Below are 19,797 nucleotides of genomic sequence, written 5' to 3' on the forward strand. Positions count from 1 at the left end.
ATATGCCTGGATGCCATTCTTACCTCTCAAACCTTATGAGAAGTTGAACGGAATTGCCACGAAAGAGCAAACTTTACCCAATATTTCGCGGCTTATTCCTCATCGCCGGTTCCGAAACCGATCCATTTGCTCCGGACTTCATCATAATTCTTCTGCGGATCGTAGTATTTGACCGGCAGAGCGAGCTTCCTGGCGGTGAGTTGACCCATGGCCGCCAGAAGTCCGTATTCGGCAACCGAGCGGTCGCGCTCGGCGCTGACGAGGGTCACGCGCGAGTTCAGCAATTCCTGCTCGGCGTTCAATACGTCGAGCGTGGTCCGGGAGCCGACCTGCGCTTCCTGGCGGACGCCATCGAGCGCGATCTTGTTGGCCTTCACCTGCTCCGTCGTGGAGAGCACGGCCGACTGCGAGGCCCGAAGCTGCTCCCAGGCATTGCGGACGGCCTCGTCGACCGCGCGCATCGCCACGGCAATCTCCATCCGGCGCTGGCTGTTGACCTGCTTGGCCTGGCGGACGGCCGAATACTCGCTGCCCGTCTGGTAAAGCGGGATGGTGAGCACGCCCAGCACCGCGCTTTCCTCGGTATCGTGGATCCAATTGCCCGGATCGCGCGCATACTGGTACTGCGCCTGCACATCGAGGCTCGGCAGCAATGCGCCCTTCGCCACGCGGATCGCCGACCGGGAAGCCTCCTCGGCCTTGCGCGCCGCCACGATGTCGGGATGCTGCGCGCGCGCCACATCCTGAGCGGCCTTTTCGCTCTGCGGCAGGTCGGAGGGACGGTCCGGCTCTTCGAGAGTGCCCGGCGCCTGACCGACCACGCGCTCATAGGCGGCGCGGCTGGCGGTCAATTGCGCTTCGGCATTGATGAGGTTCGTCCGGGCGAGGCTGAGACGCGCCTCCGCCTGCGACACGTCGGTACGGGTCAGTTCGCCGACATCGAAGCGGTCCCGCGTCGCATCCAGTTCGCGCTTCAGAACCTGCACGTTGTTGCGATTGAGCTCCACCACGCCATTGTCGCGGATGACGTTCATATAGGCCTGCACGGCGGCCAGAAGCACCGATTGCTCGACGCTGGACAGGGTCGCCCGGCCCGCCTGGACGGTGGCCTTGGCCTGCTCCGTGCTGTTCACGGTCTGCCCGCCGGCATAGATATTCTGGTTGAGCGTGACGGTGCCGGTCAGCGGGTGGAGCGTGACGGTGCCGGTCAGCGGGTAGAGCGTATTGTCCTGCGTGACGCCGCCATTGGTCTCGGTCCGGTTGTTGGTAAGCCCGTAGGAGCCCTGCGCCGTCAGCGAGGGACGCCAGCCCGAAAGCGCCTGCGGGACGCCTTCATCGGTCGCCCGCAGATTGGCCCGCTGGGCCCCGAGCGTCGGATTGGTTCCATAGGCCTGTACAAGCGCATCCGTAAGCGTATCGGCCTGCGCGCCCGTGCCCATAGCGGTAGCGACGGCAGTCGTAACCAGAAGCGCCCGCGCCAAAACGCGCAACGATCCCGCGGTGCCGGGGGCTTTGTTCTCAAATCTTTTCATCAGTTTCTTCTCCGAAAGACCGCGGCTCGCCCCTCAACGCATCCGCGATTCATCTATCAAGCTGCCGACACTATATAGGTTCGACTTCGGGATTCATGTGTCGTCATTGCATATTTTTTGGCAAATTCCTTGGAATATCGCCTGAAAAACATGAAATCTGTCTGGTATTCCGCCGGATCAGAACACGAAGCTCTTTTCCCGCCGAAAGCCCGGCAGGGGCTGGACGAGCGCATCGAAAGCCTTGCGGCCGCTGACATCGTCCTCGACGCGGACGAAGACCATGGCGCTGCCGGCGGTCTCGTCTCCCACCACGGCCACAAGCCGGCCATTCTCCTTCAACTGCTCCAGGATCGCCTCGGGCACGGTCTCGACGGACCCGTTGAAGAAAATCACGTCATAGGGCGCCTGATCGGCATAGCCCTTCTCCAGCGGTCCGGTCACCACTGCCGCATTGTCGATGCCCAGATCGTTGAGCGTCGCCGAGGCGCGTTTCGCCAGATCCTCGTCGCATTCGAGAGAGACCACCGCGCTGCCCAGCCGGGCCAGCACGGCCGCGGAATAGCCGGTGCCGCTGCCGATATCGAGAACGAGATCGCTGCTGTCCACCTCCGCGAGCTGCACGAGCTTGCCGAAAACCCGCGGCTCCATCAGATAGCGCGATACCCCCTCGCGCCCACCATCCGCGATCTTCAGATCCTCATCCATATAGGCATAGCCCTGGCAGGACTGCGGCACGAAGCGTTCGCGCGGGATGTCGGAAACGGCCTGAATGACGCGGGTGTCGGTCACGGCATTGCAGCGCACCTGGCTCTCGACCATGTTCAGGCGGGCGGCTTGGAAATCTGTCATGGGTAAATCCTGATGAATGTCCCCGAAAAGGGTACGCAGGCAAATCATGGGGTACTGGCGCGTTTATAGTCGCTGAAAGGGACAAACTCAATTCGGGCCCCGGCGGCAGAGCCGGCAATTTTGCCTCGGGAACGCTTCCTTAATGCCGCAGCATTATTGGAGATTGTGCCGACGGCGCGGACTTGCTATATCCGCGCACTCCCGGGGCGCATGGCGATTTGCCGGACGCGAACCGCGCTCTCGGGACTTTGATATCTGCGCGGGATTCTTGCGAAACCGGTTTCCGCTTTTCGCATCCCGCTCTTGTGAGGCCACGTGGCGGAGTGGTGACGCAGCGGACTGCAAATCCGTATACCCCGGTTCGATTCCGGGCGTGGCCTCCATATCACCTTCTTGTCGGACTTCCCGTTACCTGAAACCGGCCTGCGGCGGCGGGATCACCTCGATCTCCCGCGCGAACCGTTTCGGCTGCCGGCGCTGAACCGCCCGGGCCGCATCCGTGGCCAGAATACCCCCCCAGACAATCCCCATCAGAAGATAGAAGTGACGCCAGTTCTGGATGTCGATGATGAAGCCTTCGGCAAAATGCGCGGCCAATGCCGCATAGGCCACGAGCAGCAGGCCCTGCGCAGGCCCGGCCTGCTTGGCCGCCGACCAGCCGCGCCACAGCGTCAGCAGGACGAAGCCGACGAAACTGAGCCCGGACAGAAAACCGCCTGCGACCAGCAGGTGAATATAGACGTTATGCGTATCGAGATTGTTGATCATCGCCCATTGGGAGGGACCGATTCCCAATGGATGGCGCAGCGCCATCTCGAATGCGCGGGCCTGCCCCTCGAAGCGGCCGCCCTGCGAGGTCACGTCATAGTCCTGGACCAGCGAGAAACGCTCGGTAAAGAGCGCCGCCACGTCCGGAATCGACAGGGCCACGCCGACCACGACGGTCGCCATCACGGTCAGAAACCCCGCAAACCCCAGCAGGCGGGCGATCTGCGTGCGCGACCGGGCGGTTTTCGCGGTCAGGATGAAGAAGATCACGCAGGACAGCACGAAGGAGCCCCAGGCCCCGCGCGAGAAGCTCAGAAACAGGCCGAGAACCAGCACCGCCGTCGGAACGGCCATCCAGAGATCCCGCAATCGCGTGGCCACGGACAGACGGTAAGCCAGAAACAGGGTGGGCCCGACGAGGAACGGGCCATACACATTCGGATCGTTGAAGGTGCCCTTGGCGCGGCCCCATTCCACGAACATGCCCGGCGTCAGCCCGAAATAGCCCGCAATGCCCGCGAGCGCGGCGGCGCAGGCCGCGGCGGTATAGCACCAGAAGATCAAAAGCATCCGCCGGCGCGGATCCTCATAGACGTATGAGGTGAAGAAAATGAAGGTGACGATGAGATATCCCATCACCAGCGTCGCCGTATTGGCCTTGTCGACATAGATCGCGCTCAGCCCGCCAATGCCCATCCCCGCCATGACCAGCCCCCAGATCAGCGCCGGCCAGGCAAGGCCGCGCGGCAGGCGAAGACCGAGGACGACGACCAGCAGGGTCACGGCGACCATCAGCATGTCGTAGGGCGCGGGCTGCTCGTCGCCGCTGGCCCCGACGACATAGAAACTCGTCAGAAGCGCGAGCCCGACAATGACGTCGGCCAGCAGCACACCGGCGCTCCAGCGATGGACACCGCCCTTCGCCATGCTGTCATCGATGTCGACCTGCCAGCCCTGCATCACATTTCCGGTTCAGTTGCGAAGCGACGCTTCGGGCGCGGCGCGCCGTCCCGCCGCTCTCACGCATGACTGCGCATGGGAGGCGATGAGCCTTTCATAAAAGCCCAGCACATCGCCGACCATGCGCTCCGTGGAAAAGTCCGACCGAACCCGCGCTTGCAGACGGGATGCCTGCTCGTTCAACGGTCGGGCATCGCCTTGCGCCTCATCCAGCGCCCGCGCCAACGCCGCGACGTCGCCCGGCGGCAGAAGCGCCGCCGCGTCGGGACCGAACACCTCCGCCATCGCGCCGACATGCGTCGCGATGAAGGGCCTGCCCGCCGCGATGGCCTCCAATGCGACATAGGGCAGCGATTCCGCAAGAGACGGCATCACGACGATCCGTCCCCGCCGAAACGCGTCCCGCGCGGCCATCGGGCCGAGAAAGGAAACGCGGTCCATCAGCGAAAGCCGTTCCGCCTGTGCACGAAAGGCGGCCTCGTCCGGCCCACCCCCCACAATGGCGAGCGTTGCCCGCTCCTTCATGCCCGACAGCGCGTCGATGAGCACGGAGACGCCTTTCAGCTGCCGCAATTCGCCGATGAAAACGAAATCCGCCGCGCCCTTGTCCGTTTCGACCGGCGCGAATTCATCCGGCCGCACACCGTTCGGAATGACGACCGACGCCGCCGCCGGACGGCCGATTTTTTCCTCATAGGCACGTTGGCTGAACCCGGACTCGAAGAGGAAACCATCGGTCCGGCTCATGAGAAACCGCTCCATGGCGAGAAAGAGGGCCCCCGTGGGCGACAGGCCGGAATAATGAAGCGCGCCGCCATGCGGCGTGTAGAGCCGAAGGGCGCCGTGGCTGCGCGACAGAAGCCGGGCATAGGCCCCGCCCTTCGCGCCGTGTCCGTGCAGAAAGTCCGGCCGCAACCGCCGCGCGATCTCGCCGATCCGCTCCAGCGCGCGGAAATCGCCGATACCCGGCAGGCGGCCCATCGGCACGATATGCAGGCCGAGCCCGCAATGGCATTCCAGCTTTTGCAGCATGGCGCGGGATACCGCGTTGCCGGGAGGCGGTTCCGCGCAGACGACGCCGGTCATCACGCCCGCATCCTGCTGGCCTTCGATCAGGTCGCAGACATGACGAAAGAGCCCGCCCATGGGATGGCGAAGGATATGCAGGACCCTGAGCGGAGACCGGTCCGAGCCATGCGACAGCCCGGCCATCAGAAATAGCGCTCCATGACGAGAATGGTGTCGCCGGGCTTGACGACGGCGGTGGGCTCGACATTCATCTCGACCACCTTGTCGCCCCGCTGGCGGGTAATGCGCGCGACATCCTGGTCGGCGCGATAGGTGTAGCCGCCGGCGATCGCGACCGCGGTCTCGACGGTCATGCCGTTCACATAAGGGTACTGCCCGGCCTTGGCGATTTCGCCCAGAATGAAAAACGGCCGGAACTCCGCCACCTGAACGCTGACGCTCGGGTCGCGCAGCAGCGTCTTGCCCAGTTCCGCCTCGATCTCGCGCTGAAGCTGTTCGGTGGAAAGCCCGCTCGCCCTGACCGGCGGCAGGAGCGGCATCGACACCATGCCGGAGCCGTCCACGGCGAATTCGCCGCTGAGATCGGGCTGGCCGAAAACGGTGACGCGCAGCTTGTCGCCGGATCCCAGCGTGTAAGGCGCTTCGTTGTCGGCCATGACCGACCGCTCGGCGACGATCCCCCGGGAGGTACATCCGGCGAGAAGCGCGACGGCAAGGATGGCGGCTAGAAATCGAAAATTCATGTGCTGACCCAGGCTCGGCGTTAACCACCTCATGCTATCCGCCGAAGGGTTAATTCTTCGCTAGCCGCGCCCTGCCCGACCCGCCAAGCCCCGCCAAACGCGCCGATTTTTCGCAAGATGCCCGGTCCCCGGGAGGCCCCGCGTTAAGGCTTCCGTTACCCAAACCGCGTTTACTAGCCGTGGATACGAATAACGCCACCGAGGCCGAGAGTGAGCAATTCCCAACCCAGTCAGGTCGTAACCTTCGGCGACCGGCGCCGTTCCGCCCCGAGCGAGGGCCAGGCGGACCTGTCGCCCTGGGACGTGCTGCGCGGCCTTTGGGCCCGCAAGGAAGTGATCGCGCTCGTCTTCGCCGCGGCGATGGCGCTCTGCCTGGTGTGGCTGGCCACCACGACGCCCATCTATACCGCCGAGACGAGGCTGCTGCTTGCCCCGCGCACCGGCGAGATTTCCAATTTCGACGACAAGAGCCAGCCCCGGCTTCCCGACGACGAGACCATGCAGAGCGAAATCCAGCTCATCACGTCCCGTCCGCTCATCGAGAAACTGATCCGGGACCTGCGTCTCGACCGGGTGCCCGCCTACAATCCGGCGCTGCGTAGCCCCGGCATGTTCTCCTTCCTCGGCGAAAACAGGAACGACGCCACGGATCTCGACCAGGTGGTGGACAATGTGCTGGCGAACCTCAGCGTCTACCGCAAGGAAAGGTCGCGCGTGCTGGCGATCGGCTTTTCGTCCGGCGATGCGAAGCTGGCCGCGCAGGTGCCGAACAAGCTCGCCGAAATCTATGTCGGGCAGCAGATCGCCGACCGCGAAAACCTGAACCGCGAAGCCACGAAATGGCTGGCTGGCCAGATCGAGCAATTGCGCGCCAAGGTGCAGGAGAGCGAAGCCAAGGTCGAGGCGTTCCGGACGAAATCGGGGCTCTTCATCACCAATGGCTCCACCTTGCCGCGCCAGCAGCTCACCGACCTCAATTCGCAGCTCACCGTCGCGGAGTCCGATCAGGCCGCCGCCCGCGCCAAGCTGCAGAACGCCCAGTCGCTGCTCGCCTCCGGCGGACAGGTCGAATCCGCCATCGACGTTCTCCAGTCGCCGCTGATCCAGCAATTGCGCCAGCAGGAAGTGCGGCTCAAGGCGGAGATCGCGCAGCTTTCCGAGACGCTTCTGCCGACGCACCCGCGCATGCGCCAGATGCAGGCCAATCTGGCCGACCTGGAATCCCAGATCCGCGTCGAAGTCCGCAAGATCGTCGAAGCGTTGCGCAACGAGGCTCGCGTGGCCGATGCGCGCGTCGCCTCCCTGCGCTCCAGCCTGGCCCGCCTCAAGCAGCGCATGGGCCAGCTCAATCAGGACGAGGTGACGCTGCGCTCCCTCGAACGCGACGCGGCCAGCAACCGCAAATTGCTCGAAGACTTCCTGCAACGCTATCAGCAGGCCAATGCCCGCGCCGAAGCGGATGCGCGCACCGCCAATGCGCGTATCGTCTCGATGGCGCAAACGCCAGCGGCGCCCTCCTATCCCAACACGGCGTCCTCGATCACCTTCTCGGTCGTGGCCTCGCTCATTCTGGCCATCATGGTGGCCTTCCTGATGGAGGTTTTCTCCGCGGGCTTCCGCTCCGGCGAAGAGGCCGAGCGCATCACCGGCATGCCCTTCCTCGGGCTCGTGCCGGAACTGCCCGGATCGGGGAAGAAGTCGCCGCCCGCCGCCCACGTCATGCGCGAGCCCTTCGACCTCTATAGCGAGGCCATCCGCGCACTACAGGGCAATGTGCTGCTCGCCCGCGTCGGCGAAAGCCGCGCCCGCACCGTTCTCGTGACCTCCGCCCATGCCGGCGAAGGCAAGACCAGCACCGCGGCGAGCCTTGCCCGCGTCTTTTCCATGGGCGGGTATCGCACCATCGTGGTGGACGCCGATCTGCGCGCGCCCGGCATTCACGACGCGATGGGCCTTGCCGCCCAGCACGGCCTGTCCGATCTGCTGATGGGGCGCGTCCGCTTCGAGCATGTGATCCGCCAGGACATCATGAGCCCGGCCCATGTCATTCAGGCCGGCAGCCCGGTCGCGAACCCGACCGCCGCCATCGCCTCCTCGCAGATGCTCTGGGTGCTGAACGCATTGCGGCAGACATACGACATCGTCATCGTGGACTCGCCCGCCGCGCTGGCCGCCGCCGATGCGCAGGTCCTGTCCAAGATGACGGATGTGACCGTCCTCTCGGTTCGCTGGGCGTCCACCAGCCGCCGGGTCGTTGCGCGCGTTCTGAAGATGCTCTCGGCCGCGAGCAGCCGCCGGGTCGGCGTCCTGCTCACGCGCGTCGACATGCGCCGCTATCGCCGTTACAGCGAAACGGGCCTGGAATCATATCCGGCCCGTCCCGTAACGCCTCAATCGGCCCCTCGCCCCGCCGGCCGCCGCGCTTCCGCCGGAAACACCGGCGAACGCCCGATCCGACAGGCCGCTGAATAACGATCTCGCCGCCGCCGGATCAGACCGGCTCCGCGTTCTTCCGCCCGAAGACGAGCGCCACGGCCTTGTCGCGATCGCCGACGAGCTTCTTGACCGCATCATAGGCGGGCCTCAGGACGCGATAGGCGGCGACCTTCACACCGTCCCAGAGCTTGTGCTCGCCGGGCTCGGCCTGCGGCAGGCCCAGCTTGCGCAGGACGGCATTCACATATTGCAGGCTGACGAAATTCTCCGCCTCTTTCGTCATCCAGGTGATGGAGAAGGAAACGGAAACCTCTTCGCCGTTCTGCACCCAGTGAGGCGCCATGAGCGGCACGAAAATGCTGTCGCCCGGCTCCAGATGCTGGTGCAGCGCGCGGGCTTCGTATTCGTCCCGATAGGGAATGTTGCGGTGTTTCCCGGGATACATTTCCATGTGCTCGGCGGGCACGGTTTCGCGGTCCTTCTGGTCCCAGACCGACATGCGCTTGCTGCCGCGCACCTGAAGCAGGAAATTGAGTTCGGGATCGGTATGCATCGGCGTCACATTGCCCGGCGAGGTGACGAAGATGAAGGCCGCGCGCCGCATGGCACCGCCCATCGCGCCGCCGGTCTGCTCGGCGATCTCGTCGAGACAGGCATCGAGAAGCGCCTTGTATTCCGGATCGGTCCCGACATCCTTCAGCACCATCCAGGATTTCGCTTCCTCGATGCGGCGCACCGTTTCCTCCGCGCTCATGCCGTTGGCCGGCGTCAGCTTCGGATCCTGATTGGGCGCCACCTGGCCGTTCCACTCCACCTGATCGGCGGGAAGGTCTCCGGCAAGTTTTGCCAGACGGTCGAGCTGAAAGAGCGGATGAGACGCCAGATCGTGCTTAAGGCGAAAGCTCTTCGTCGGCATCGTTTCGCCGACGGCATCCTTTTCAACGATTTCAATTAGCCGTGCCATGTTCCACCTCCTTGCGGATCATGTGATAGATGCGCTTGGCCCGTTCCCGGAGCATGGTTGCGCATGTCGTCATGGTTGAAAGGAAAGGGACCGCGGCCTGGCTGAGCCTGTGGTCCGTCCCGACGATGACGGAACGCATGACGCGACGCTCCGCCCAGATGTGATCGATCATCGGATGATCGGGAATGGCGCAGGAATCGACCCAGTCGAAACGCGGATCGTCGAGCAACATGGCGCCGCCCCGCATCATGAGCTGCGCGCCGGGAGAGAACCGGGCGTAATCCTCGTCAAAGGCGATCTTGAAGGTGTAGAGGCCGCGCCCCGCGCGAAAGCTCGCCAGCATGGCGATCGGCGCGCCGTCCACCGTCAGTTCGAGACAATGCAGCTTGTCCTGGGCCCGGGCGCCCTTGCAGATCTCCGTAAAGAAGGCCCGTTCGCCCGGCACGACCTTGAGCGCCGTGCCGCGCTGTCCTTTCCAGCCCTTCGCCTCGAGCGTGAGAAAGCGATCCAGCCAGCCGTCGAAATCCGACGCGGCATCATGCGCGACAAGCTGCACATCGCCTTCTTCCGACAGCCGGTTCCAGAGCCGTCCGTATTCCTTGCGCTTCTTCTTGCGCATGGTCTTCGTGAAATAGTCCGCGCCCTTGAAGTCGGATTGCAGAAAGGCCCGCTCGTGCCGGTCGGTTTCGCGCAAAGGCAGGCTGCGTTCCGCGACCACCTCATCGAGAGCCGCCGAGAACGCCCCGTCGCCCTGGCAGAGCGGAAATTCGACCGCGACGGCGCCGCACTGACCGGCAAAGGCAAGGAAACGCGCCAGCGCCTGTTTCTCCCGGCCCGCCCGCAGCAAGGGGGTCGCGATGTAGCTGTGAAGATGCGTCCAGACCTGCCAGACGGGAAGCGGAACGCCGAAACGCCCGCGCAGGGAGCGATAGGGAAACGCGCCGAGAAGCACACGCTGGCCCGCCCCGTCCGCATCGCTCCAGACAAGCGCGATCTCGACGTCCTTCCCGCCCGCAAGATGACGCATCGACGACGCCAGCGTCGCGCTTTCGAACTGCGTATTCGTATCCGTCGCCCGCTCGCCAAGCGCATCGATTTCGGCGGCATAGGGCGACAGCGCATCGGCGCTTTCCAGCACGACGACATCCGCCTCGGGCGGCGCATCGTGCAGATAGCGCGCCGCATGAAGCAGCCGCTCGACCGTCAGCACGGGCTCGTCCGTCCTCCCGTCCCGCGTCTTGATCCTGCCGATATTGGTACGAATGCCGGTCATGTCAGACCCCCCGCTTCAGGCCGACGAAACGGGCAAGGCTTCCCGCTCCCACGAATGACGAAATCCCCAGCCGGCGTTTCACGATGACGCAGAGCCCTATGGAGGTGAGCGTCACCGAGGCCGAGGTGGCGACAGCCGCCCCCTCGAGACCGAAGCGGGGAATGAGAAGGATGTTGAGCGCGATATTGCACAGCGCCGCGGCGCCATAGGCCCAGGCGGTCGCCTTCTGATGGCCGGTCATGTTCAGCACATGCTCGGTCGGACCGAAGGCGGCATGCGCCAGAAAGCCGATCATCAGGATCCAGAGCACCGGCGCGCCGTCGCGGAATTCCGGCCCGAAGAAGCCGAGCGCAAACTCGCCGAACACAAGCAGGCCGAGAGCGGCGACGAGCGTCGGCCAGAACACCGAATGCACCACGCCCCGCATCAGCTTCTGCAACTCCGCATGTTTGCCGGAGGCATGAAGCTCGGCGAATTTCGGCGCCGCCGGCGCGGCGAAAGCGAAATAGATGAAGCTCATCAGATTGGCGATGCGCGTCGCGGCGAAATAGATCCCCACCTTGTCCGGATCGACATAGCGGCCCAGCAGAACGATGTCGGTATTGGAGAGGACGAGATAGAACCCCTCGACCAGCACCAGCGGCACGGACGCCATCCACCAATGTTTGAGATGATAGACCGGCCGCGCCGACGGCACGTTGTCCCGCACGCGGCGCATCAGCAGGACGCGCTGCAGGATGAGCGCCAGCATGGTCGCGCCGAGCGCACCGGCGATGACATTGAGGCCCGTCGGCTCGAACCCGGCCAGAAGGATGCCGCCTGCGGCGAGCACGATGCCGAGCGGCCGGAACACATAGGTCGGCAGATAGGCGAGATTGACCCAGCCAAAGGCGCGCGCGGCGCCTTCCTGCCAGTCCATCAGCGCAAAGCCGGGTACGCAGAGAAGCCCTACAAGGAGCGGCAGCAGAAAATAGCCGTCGATCACGCCGCGAAGCGCATAGAGAAGACCGCTGCCGAGAAGCACCGCCCCGAGCGACAGCGCCATCACCACATACCAGGAGGCGCGCAGCATGCCTGCGAGACGGCGCCATTTTTCCCGCGCCCGGTAATCCGGCACGAAACGCAGCACCGAAGTCCCGAACCCCATGGGCACGATGATGCCCAGAACGATCACCCAGACCCAGACATAGGAAAAAATGCCGTACTGGAACGCGCCCATCCAGCGCGCGAGCAGGATCTGGCTGGCCAGCCCGATCACCGCGCCCAGAACGCGGATACCCATGACGAAAGCGGCCCCGCGAAGGACGCCCGAAATGTCGCCCTCGCGCATTTTGGCGAGAAGCCCCGTCAGCAGAGCGGAAACGCCGCCCTGCTCAGGCTTGTCGTCATTCTGTGCGACAGCCGTGGGTTCCGCCGCTTGGGTCATTGCCATTCCTCAGGCCGATACAGCCGCGGCTCGCCCGAAAGTCAGCATCGACCGGCAGGAGCGCAACTTGAGATAGGCATTGCAGAATAGCGGCGTCTTCTTGACGAACCGTTTCAGCCAGATGAGCCCCCGGGCGGGAAACGCAGCAATCGTCCCCCGTACGCCCTGCGCGTCGAAGTGGTTGTAGAGATACTGCGTATTTTCGCACCAGGTGGCCTTGTAGGCCTCGTCGCCCATGGTGAAATCGAAAACCGTGTGATCGGTATCGATGGCGTGCTTCATGAGTTCCATCTGCTGGACGACGCCGGGACCGAAGCGGGCCGCCTCGGACGCCTCGTCATAGCTGGCGAGAAGGTCGTAGAAGCGGCCTCCGAAACTCACGCAGAGATTGGCCGCCACGATGTCGTCGCCCACCGTCAGGGAGGAGACACAGGCGATATCGCTGTCGGCATCCGTTGCCAGCGCCTTGTAAAAGTCGCGATAGCCGGGACGGTCGAAGATATTGGCGACGCCCATCCGCGCGAAGCTGCGGGCTTTCTGCGCCATCAGCGCTTCGATGGTCTCGACTTTCGCGCCGTCCTCGTCATGCATCGCAAAGGCGATCTCGCCAAGTTCACCCATCCGGCGGCGCTTCTGCCGGTCGCGCTTTTTGCTGCTCTTGGACCGTTTGGCGTCGTAATAGCTGTCCCAATCGGCCATCAGGGTCGTGGAGTGAGAAGCGCAGTTATGCTCGCTCAGGCCGCCAAGTTCCATGAAGGGATTGGCCTGTTCGCCGGTCCGCCGGGTCATCCGGTTGAGCGCGACGAGGTGATGCTTCGGCAAAAGCGCGCGCACGTCTTCCCAGAGAGCCGGAAACTGGCCCGGCCGCACCTGACGGGCAAAATTCTTCGCAAGGATGGGCCCGGGATATTCGGCCAGTTCGCCGCCCAGCCAGACGAGCTTCCGGGCCAACAGATTGCCCTCGATCGCCATGGGGAAAAGAAAGAGCGCCTCGCCCGATGCATCCCAACCGACGACGATCTGCGGACGAACCCCGCGCAGCGCGCCGATATGGCGCGTCCAGTTGGAAAGCCAGGCATAAGTCTGGAAAACGCTGCAATCGCCCTCTTCTTCGAGCTGCTGCCAGACTTCCCGAACCTCGGCGAGATCTTCATGGACCGAAAGCAGAACCCGCGGCTTCACGGCGGCCCACGGCCCCTGAATGACCTCGCCTTCGGCGGCAAGGCCCGCTTTTTCGTGCAATTCCTCCCGGCCGATGGGCCGGGCTGACGGAAACTCCTCGAACTGCGACTTAATCTGGGTCATCGGAGGCCTCGTTGAGATGCGTCGTTTTGAAACGTTCGTTTTCTTTCGGCGCAGTTTCGGAAAGGATTTCTCAATTCCGGACATGCACTCTGTTTGCTGCATGAGGTTTGCAAACGGCGTGCAATATCCCGTCGAAAAGTCGGGATTTAGCGGATCAAGGTGAAATGGCCGATACAGACGCAGGCGTGGCGGCCCCCGTGGCAAGGGGGCCCGCCCCCGAGCCCTCCCTGATGAGAACGGGGTTGCTGGCGATCCACGCCCTGCGCGGCCACCGCATGGCACCACGCTTCCTTTCGGGCCTCGGGGTCATTTTCATGCTGCATCGGGTGCGGCCCGAAAGCACGGCGCCCTTCCAGCCGAACCGGCTGCTGGAGATCACCCCCGATTTTCTGGACGAGACGATCCGCCTGGTGAAACGGCTCGGCTATGACTGCGTCGACCTCGACGAGGCCGCCCGCCGCATCGAAACCGGCCATGAACGGAAATTCGCCGCCTTCACGCTGGATGACGGTTACCGGGACAATTTCACCGAGGCCCTGCCCGTCTTCGAGCGCCACGAAACCCCTTTCACCGTCTATCTGGCGACCGACCTGCCCGACGGAAAGGCGGACCTCTGGTGGATCACGCTCGAGAACGTCATCGGCACGGCAAGGCAGATCACGATGGAGCTGGAGGGAAAGCCGGTCGTCATCCCGACCGCGACCACGGACGACAAGAAGGCCGCCTGGCAGACGATCTACTGGAGCCTGCGCAAAAGGCCGGAAAGCGAGATGCGGGCCGTCATCGCCGCGCTCGCGGAGCAGCACAATGTTCCGGTGGCCTCCATCGCAAAAGATGCCGCCATGAGCTGGGACGAGCTGCGCAGCCTCGCGCGCCATCCGCTGGCCCGCATCGAGGCGCATACGGCGGGACACTTCGCCCTGTCCGGCCTGACGGACGCGGCGGCGCGCGCGGAAGTCGAGCGCGGCCTTGCCCGCCACGAGGCCGAACTCGGCAAGCGCCCGACGCATTTCTCCTATCCCTATGGCGATCACGGCTCGGCGGGCGAGCGCGATTTCCGGCTGATCGCCGAGATGGGCTTTCGCACCGCGACCACCACGCGCAAGGGCCTCATCCAGCCCCGGCACCGCGACAGGATGTGCGCATTGCCCCGGCTCTCGCTCAACGGGGAATTTCAGGACATACGAATGGTGGAGACGCTGCTGAGCGGCCTGCCCTTCGCGCTCGGCAAGCCGATCGCTTCCATGGGGATCGACTAGTCGGAAGCCCGGCTGCCATCCGTCGCCGCGGACGAATCACCCGAGCGCGTATTTTGCCGCCACCGCCCCCATCGGACCTCGACCTTCCGGCGAAAACGCCTCACCGGGTGGAAATCCACCGACAGGATGATGATGCCCAGCGGAATCATCCAGAAGCCGAGAATCGGGAGAAAGCCGAGGACGCCTCCGAATATCAGGGCAATACCGGCGATTGTCCGGGTCAGCGGCGTACCCGGAGCCTTGAATTCCCTGTTGCCAAGACGCACACGCGCCATTTTCCCGTCCCGGTTTCTGCTCAAAGCCGGAAATCCCCGGCACTGCCTGCTCTAAATAGATATCCAAGATGTCGATTGTAAGGAATTTCGGTTGGCAGCCCGCCAACGCTTTTGCTATATGCAGCCTTCATCGACGCGCGGCGGCAAGCAGTCCGGACGTGTGCCGATCTGATCCCCGGTAGCTCAGTGGTAGAGCAACCGGCTGTTAACCGGTTGGTCGCTGGTTCGAATCCGGCCCGGGGAGCCATTTTGAAGCCACGGTGCAGTCTCTGCGCCGTGGCTTTTTCTTTCCGTCTCCGTCACCATATCCAAAAGACCTGCTGAACCGTGCCCGTCCCCGGTTCGTAACAAAGGCGTGGCCCGATCAGCCCTGTCATTCATTTCGATGACCGGAGCAAGGAGGAGGTTCCGACGCCATGACAGAAACCACCGGTTCCCCCAGGCACGATCTGCTTGCCACCACATTGGTCACGCCCGCCAATCTGCGGGCGATCAAGCCGCTGCCGTTCTTTCTGCGGCTTGCCTTCCGCCTTTTGATGCGGCTGCGCTATGGCGCGCTCGACCTCACCCTGCCCGACGGTCGCCGGTTTCGCTTCGAGGGGCCCGAGGACGGCCCCCATGCGGTGATGGAACTCAGGGACACCGCCGTCGCCCGGCGCTTTTTCACCGGCGGCGACCTGGGAGCGGCGGAAGCCTTTCTCGAAGGCATGTGGACCACGCCCGACGTCACCGCTTTCCTGCAGCTCGTCGAAAACAACAAGCACGCGCTTCAGCGCCAGCGCCACGGCTTCGGCCTGATGAAGGCCCTGGCCCGGCTGCGCCATCTCGCGCGGCGCAACTCCCGATCCGGCTCGAAGCGCAACATCGAGTATCACTACGACCTCGGAAACCATTTCTACCGCCGCTGGCTGGATCCGAGCATGACCTATTCCTCCGCGCATTTCGCGCATCCCGGCCAGCCGCTACCGGAAGCGCAGGAAAACAAATACCGGATGCTCGCCGAACGGATCGAGCTGAAGCCGGAACACGAGCTTCTGGAGATCGGTTGCGGCTGGGGCGGCTTTGCCGAATTCGCCGCGCGGGAAATCGGCTGCCGCGTAACGGGCATCACCATCAGCAAGGAACAGCTCGCCTTCGCCCGCGAGCGCATGGAAAAGGCTGGCTTAAGCGACCGCGTCGAAATCCGCTATCAGGACTATCGCGACGTGAAGGAAAAATACGACCGCGTCGCTTCCATCGAGATGTTCGAGGCGGTCGGCGAACAATACTGGCCCTCCTATTTCGACGCGCTTCATCGCTGCCTCAAACCCGGCGGCGTGGCGGGATTGCAGATCATCACCATCAACGACGTCTCCTTTGCCACCTATCGCAGGCGCGCCGACTTCATTCAGCGCTACATCTTTCCCGGCGGCATGCTTCCCTCGCCGTCGGCCCTGCGCGACCAGGTGACAAGGGCGGGCCTCACATGGGTCGGCAATTTCGATTTCGGTCTCGACTATGCGGAAACGCTGAAGCAATGGCGGGAGCGCTTTCTGGGCGCCTGGCCGGAGATCCAGCCCATGGGCTTCGACGACCGCTTCCGCCGCATGTGGGAATTCTATCTCAGCTACTGCGAAGCGGGCTTCCGCACCGGCAATATCGACGTGACGCAGGTGACGCTCGCACGGCCCGCCAAGGCCTGACGGGCCGAGGCCCGAACCGCTTTGGCAGGCCGCCATCGGCTGCTACCGTGACGGCCTATTTCCCGCCGAAACGAGTCGCCTCCGATGGAAAAACGCCTGACGCCCAGCCCCCGTACGCTCGACGATGTCGACCGGCAATCGCGCGAAACCATCGGACAGGGATGGGGCAAGCTGGAGCGCTTCACCTTCCGCCATCGCCTGTTTGAAGGCGGCTGGTCGGATGTCGTCACGCGCGACGTCTACACCATCGGCGAGGTCAGTTGCGTGCTGCCCTACGATCCGGCGCTGGACGCCATCCTGCTCGTCGAGCAGTTCCGGCCCTGCGGCCTGGTCCATGGCGAGGCGACCTGGCTCTTCGAGGCGATTGCCGGGATCATCGATCCGGGCGAGACGCCCGCCGAGGTGGCCATCCGCGAAGCGCAGGAAGAGGCGGACTGCCTGATCGACGATCCGATCCTCATCGGCCCCTTCTGGTCGTCCCCCGGCGGCTATGGCGAACGCTCCTATATCTTCGCCGCCCGGGCGGACCTCTCCTCCGCCGGCGGCATTCACGGCCTCGACCATGAGCATGAGGATATTCGCGCCGTGGCGGTGCCCCTTGCCGACGCCCTGGCCGCCATCAATGACGGCCGCATCCGCGACGCAAAGACAGCCTTTATGATTCAATGGGTTGCGTTGAATCCCGAACGGCTGAGGTAAAGCCTTTTTCGCCGGCCCCTTACTTGAAGTGGCCGCCGCCGCTCCGTATGTTCCCAGCACCGACAATTTCGCAACGAACATCAAGAAACGCCCGATGGACATCAAAAACGGCCTCGCCGACGCGATCGGCAACACCCCCCTCCTCAGGCTGAAAAAGGCCTCGGAGGAAACCGGGTGTGACATTCTCGGCAAGGCCGAGTTCCTGAACCCGGGCCAGTCGGTCAAGGACCGCGCCGCGCTCTTCATCATCCAGGACGCGCTGGCCAAGGGCACGCTGAAACCCGGCGGCGTCATCGTCGAAGGCACGGCGGGCAATACCGGCATCGGCCTGGCGCTGGTCGGCAACGCATTGGGCTTCCGGAGCGTGATCGTCATTCCCGAGACCCAGTCTCAGGAAAAGAAGGACATGCTGCGGCTGTGCGGCGCCGAACTCATCGAGGTTCCGGCGGTGCCCTACAAGGACCCGAACAACTACGTGAAATATTCGGGCCGCCTCGCCGAGGAACTGAACGCGAAAGAGCCCGGCGGCGCCATCTGGGCCAACCAGTTCGACAATGTCGCCAACCGCCAGGCGCATATCGAAACCACGGGCCCGGAAATCTACGCCCAGACGGACGGCAAGGTGGACGGCTTCATCTGCGCCGTCGGCACGGGCGGCACGCTGGCCGGCACCGGCATGGCGCTGAAAGAGCGCAACAAGGATATCCAGATCGGCCTCGCCGACCCGATGGGCGCCGCGCTCTACAATTATTACAAGAACGGCGAACTGAAATCCGAGGGCGGGTCCATCACCGAGGGCATCGGTCAGGGCCGCATCACGGCGAACCTCGAAGGCGCGCCGATCGACCATCCGTTCCAGATCCCCGATGAGGAAGCCCTCCCCATCATCTTCGATCTCTTGCAGAATGAAGGCCTCTGCCTTGGCGGCTCCAGCGGCATCAATGTCGCCGGCGCCATTCGGCTGGCAAAGGAAATGGGACCGGGTCATACCATCGTCACGATCCTTTGCGACTACGGCACACGGTATCAGAGCAAACTGTTCAACCCGACGTTCCTGAAAGAAAAAGGACTGCCGGCCCCGGCCTGGCTCTCCTGAGACGCCCAGAGAGGAAACGAGAAATGGCTGCCGATCCATCCCCCCTGGCCAGAGAAGCGACAGCCGCCTCTTCCGCTCTCGTCAGCACCGACTGGCTCGCCCGCCATCTCGAAGCGCCCGATGTGACGATCGTCGATGCGTCCTGGTACCTGCCCGAGCATCAGCGCGATCCCCGCGCGGAATATGAGCGCGAGCATATTCCCGGCGCGCTCTTTTTCGATATCGACGAAATCTGCGATCTCGACAGCCCCTATCCGCATATGCTGCCGAGCCCGGAAAAATTCTCCTCCCGCATGCGCAAGATGGGCCTCGGCGACGGTACGCGGGTGGTCGTCTATGATGGCGCAGGGCTTTTCAGCGCCGCCCGCGTCTGGTGGATGTTCCGCGTCATGGGCCATGACGACGTCGTCGTGCTGGATGGCGGCCTCAAGAAGTGGAAGGCCGAGGGACGCCCGGTCACCGACGAAGCGTCGCGCAGCGGTGCGCGCCACTATACGGCGCGGCGCAACACCATGCTGATCCGCGACTGCGACGCCGTGGCGCGCGATCTGGAAACGCAATCCGAGCAGATCGTGGATGCGCGCGGGCCGGGACGCTTCAACGGCACGGACCCGGAGCCGCGTGCAGGCCTCGCCTCCGGCCATATTCCCGGCAGCGTCAACGTGCCCGCCGGATCCCTGCTCAGTGAAGACGGCACGATGAAACCGCGCGAGGAGCTGCGCGACCTGTTCCAGAAGGCGGGCATCGACCTGCGTCGCCCGATCGTCACCTCCTGCGGCTCCGGCGTAACGGCCTGCATTCTGGCGCTGGCGCTGCATGAACTCGGCCTGCCCCGCGTCGCCGTCTATGACGGCTCATGGGCCGAATGGGGATCGCGGTCCGACCTGCCTCACGAATGCTGAGACAGGCGCATGGGCAGGAAGCACAAGACAACCGTCACGCATCTGGAAATGCCGGCGGAGCCCGTGCACGCAAAGCGCCCCTGCCCCTGCCCGCGCGGCAAATGCGCGCTTCTCCGCGCCGAACGGCCGCCGATCCACTTTTACCGCTATCTTTATGACGCCATCGGCAGGGACTATGTCTGGGTCAATCGCAAGCGGCTGACCGACCTGGAACTCGGCGCGATCATCCATGACGAGAATGTCGAGATCTACGTTCTCTACATGAACGGCGTCCCGGCCGGATTTGCCGAACTCGACTTCCGCTTCATGCCCCGCGCCGAACTGTCCTTCCTCGGCCTGATGCCCGAATTCATCGGGGAAGGGCTTGGCGCCTTCCTGTTGCAGGAAGCGATCCGCATCGCCTGGGCGCGCCATCCGCAGCGCCTGATCGTGCAGACCTGCACGCTCGACCACCCGCGCGCGCTGACCATGTATCAGCGCGCAGGCTTCAGCGTCTGCGGCCGCGAGGAAGTCGAGCTGGAAGAGGTGGACTAGGACAGGCCCCCGTCATTGCGAGGAGCGCAGCGACGAAGCAATCCACGCCGTGCCGTGTGGCACTG

At 64.1% G+C, this 19,797-nt stretch carries 17 protein-coding genes and 2 tRNA genes; 9 read left to right on the forward strand and 10 right to left on the reverse strand.

Features of this window, described 5'->3' with window-relative positions:
• Positions 1-92: 92 nt before the first annotated feature.
• Positions 93-1,532 carry a TolC family outer membrane protein gene (locus FHS78_RS00555; RefSeq protein WP_167089236.1) on the reverse strand — a complete coding sequence of 480 codons (1,440 nt, stop codon included), beginning with the start codon at positions 1,530-1,532 and terminating at the stop codon, positions 93-95.
• A 177-nt stretch (positions 1,533-1,709) separates the two neighbouring features.
• Positions 1,710-2,381 carry a protein-L-isoaspartate O-methyltransferase family protein gene (locus tag FHS78_RS00560; protein WP_167089238.1) on the reverse strand — a complete coding sequence of 224 codons (672 nt, stop codon included), beginning with the start codon at positions 2,379-2,381 and terminating at the stop codon, positions 1,710-1,712.
• Between the two features lie 309 nt (positions 2,382-2,690).
• Between FHS78_RS00560 and FHS78_RS00565 the strand changes: the two genes are divergently transcribed.
• Positions 2,691-2,764 (forward strand) — tRNA-Cys (locus FHS78_RS00565).
• 25 nt (positions 2,765-2,789) lie between these two features.
• On the opposite strand, the gene FHS78_RS00570 is transcribed toward FHS78_RS00565, so the two are convergent.
• The 3 genes from FHS78_RS00570 to FHS78_RS00580 are packed head-to-tail and all read right to left on the reverse strand — an operon-like array spanning position 2,790 to position 5,881.
• A complete protein-coding gene (locus FHS78_RS00570; RefSeq protein WP_167089240.1) occupies positions 2,790-4,109 on the reverse strand; it encodes an O-antigen ligase family protein in 1,320 nt (439 codons plus the stop codon).
• A gap of 12 nt (positions 4,110-4,121) precedes the next feature.
• The gene (locus tag FHS78_RS00575) at positions 4,122-5,321 is read right to left on the reverse strand and encodes a glycosyltransferase family 4 protein (RefSeq protein ID WP_167089243.1); all 1,200 of its coding nucleotides are present in this window, start codon (positions 5,319-5,321) and stop codon (positions 4,122-4,124) included.
• A complete protein-coding gene (locus FHS78_RS00580; protein WP_167089245.1) occupies positions 5,321-5,881 on the reverse strand; it encodes a polysaccharide biosynthesis/export family protein in 561 nt (186 codons plus the stop codon). Before FHS78_RS00580 ends, FHS78_RS00575 begins: the two co-directional genes overlap by 1 nt.
• Before the next feature lie 210 nt (positions 5,882-6,091).
• On the opposite strand from FHS78_RS00580, the gene FHS78_RS00585 reads away from it, so the two are divergent.
• Entirely contained in the window at positions 6,092-8,353 is a 2,262-nt protein-coding gene (locus tag FHS78_RS00585) for a polysaccharide biosynthesis tyrosine autokinase (RefSeq protein WP_167089247.1), read from the forward strand.
• A 19-nt stretch (positions 8,354-8,372) separates the two neighbouring features.
• On the opposite strand, the gene FHS78_RS00590 is transcribed toward FHS78_RS00585, so the two are convergent.
• From FHS78_RS00590 to FHS78_RS00605, 4 genes are read right to left on the reverse strand one after another with little or no spacing between them, the layout of a single operon-like run.
• Positions 8,373-9,281 carry a cupin-like domain-containing protein gene (locus FHS78_RS00590; protein ID WP_167089249.1) on the reverse strand — a complete coding sequence of 303 codons (909 nt, stop codon included), beginning with the start codon at positions 9,279-9,281 and terminating at the stop codon, positions 8,373-8,375.
• Positions 9,265-10,554 (reverse strand): GNAT family N-acetyltransferase, encoded by a 1,290-nt coding sequence (locus FHS78_RS00595; protein ID WP_167089251.1) that lies wholly within the window; start codon positions 10,552-10,554, stop codon positions 9,265-9,267. Before FHS78_RS00595 ends, FHS78_RS00590 begins: the two co-directional genes overlap by 17 nt.
• A gap of 1 nt (position 10,555) precedes the next feature.
• Positions 10,556-11,980, reverse strand: a complete 1,425-nt coding sequence (locus FHS78_RS00600) for a lipopolysaccharide biosynthesis protein (protein WP_167089253.1) — start codon at positions 11,978-11,980, stop codon at positions 10,556-10,558.
• Positions 11,981-11,989: 9 nt separating this feature from the next.
• Complete coding sequence (locus FHS78_RS00605) at positions 11,990-13,285, reverse strand: GNAT family N-acetyltransferase (protein WP_167089256.1); 1,296 nt, start codon at positions 13,283-13,285, stop codon at positions 11,990-11,992.
• A gap of 164 nt (positions 13,286-13,449) precedes the next feature.
• On the opposite strand from FHS78_RS00605, the gene FHS78_RS00610 reads away from it, so the two are divergent.
• A complete protein-coding gene (locus tag FHS78_RS00610) occupies positions 13,450-14,544 on the forward strand; it encodes a polysaccharide deacetylase family protein (RefSeq protein ID WP_167089258.1) in 1,095 nt (364 codons plus the stop codon).
• Here FHS78_RS00610 and FHS78_RS00615 read toward each other — a convergent pair.
• Entirely contained in the window at positions 14,541-14,819 is a 279-nt protein-coding gene (locus tag FHS78_RS00615; protein ID WP_167089260.1) for a PGPGW domain-containing protein, read from the reverse strand. The genes FHS78_RS00610 and FHS78_RS00615 overlap by 4 nt on opposite strands.
• Before the next feature lie 172 nt (positions 14,820-14,991).
• On the opposite strand from FHS78_RS00615, the gene FHS78_RS00620 reads away from it, so the two are divergent.
• From FHS78_RS00620 to FHS78_RS00645, 6 genes are all read left to right on the forward strand, one after another.
• Positions 14,992-15,066 (forward strand) — tRNA-Asn (locus FHS78_RS00620).
• 169 nt (positions 15,067-15,235) lie between these two features.
• Positions 15,236-16,501, forward strand: coding sequence for an SAM-dependent methyltransferase (locus FHS78_RS00625; RefSeq protein WP_167089262.1), 1,266 nt, complete (start codon positions 15,236-15,238; stop codon positions 16,499-16,501).
• Positions 16,502-16,585: 84 nt separating this feature from the next.
• Positions 16,586-17,200 carry an NUDIX domain-containing protein gene (locus FHS78_RS00630; RefSeq protein WP_167089264.1) on the forward strand — a complete coding sequence of 205 codons (615 nt, stop codon included), beginning with the start codon at positions 16,586-16,588 and terminating at the stop codon, positions 17,198-17,200.
• Between the two features lie 94 nt (positions 17,201-17,294).
• A complete protein-coding gene (locus FHS78_RS00635) occupies positions 17,295-18,296 on the forward strand; it encodes a cysteine synthase A (RefSeq protein ID WP_167089266.1) in 1,002 nt (333 codons plus the stop codon).
• A 23-nt stretch (positions 18,297-18,319) separates the two neighbouring features.
• Positions 18,320-19,198 (forward strand): 3-mercaptopyruvate sulfurtransferase, encoded by an 879-nt coding sequence (gene sseA / locus FHS78_RS00640; protein WP_167089268.1) that lies wholly within the window; start codon positions 18,320-18,322, stop codon positions 19,196-19,198.
• Positions 19,199-19,207: 9 nt separating this feature from the next.
• Positions 19,208-19,732 (forward strand): GNAT family N-acetyltransferase, encoded by a 525-nt coding sequence (locus tag FHS78_RS00645; RefSeq protein ID WP_167089270.1) that lies wholly within the window; start codon positions 19,208-19,210, stop codon positions 19,730-19,732.
• Positions 19,733-19,797 lie beyond the last annotated feature (65 nt).

This window comes from Parvibaculum indicum, from assembly GCF_011762095.1.
Classification (GTDB): domain Bacteria; phylum Pseudomonadota; class Alphaproteobacteria; order Parvibaculales; family Parvibaculaceae; genus Parvibaculum; species Parvibaculum indicum.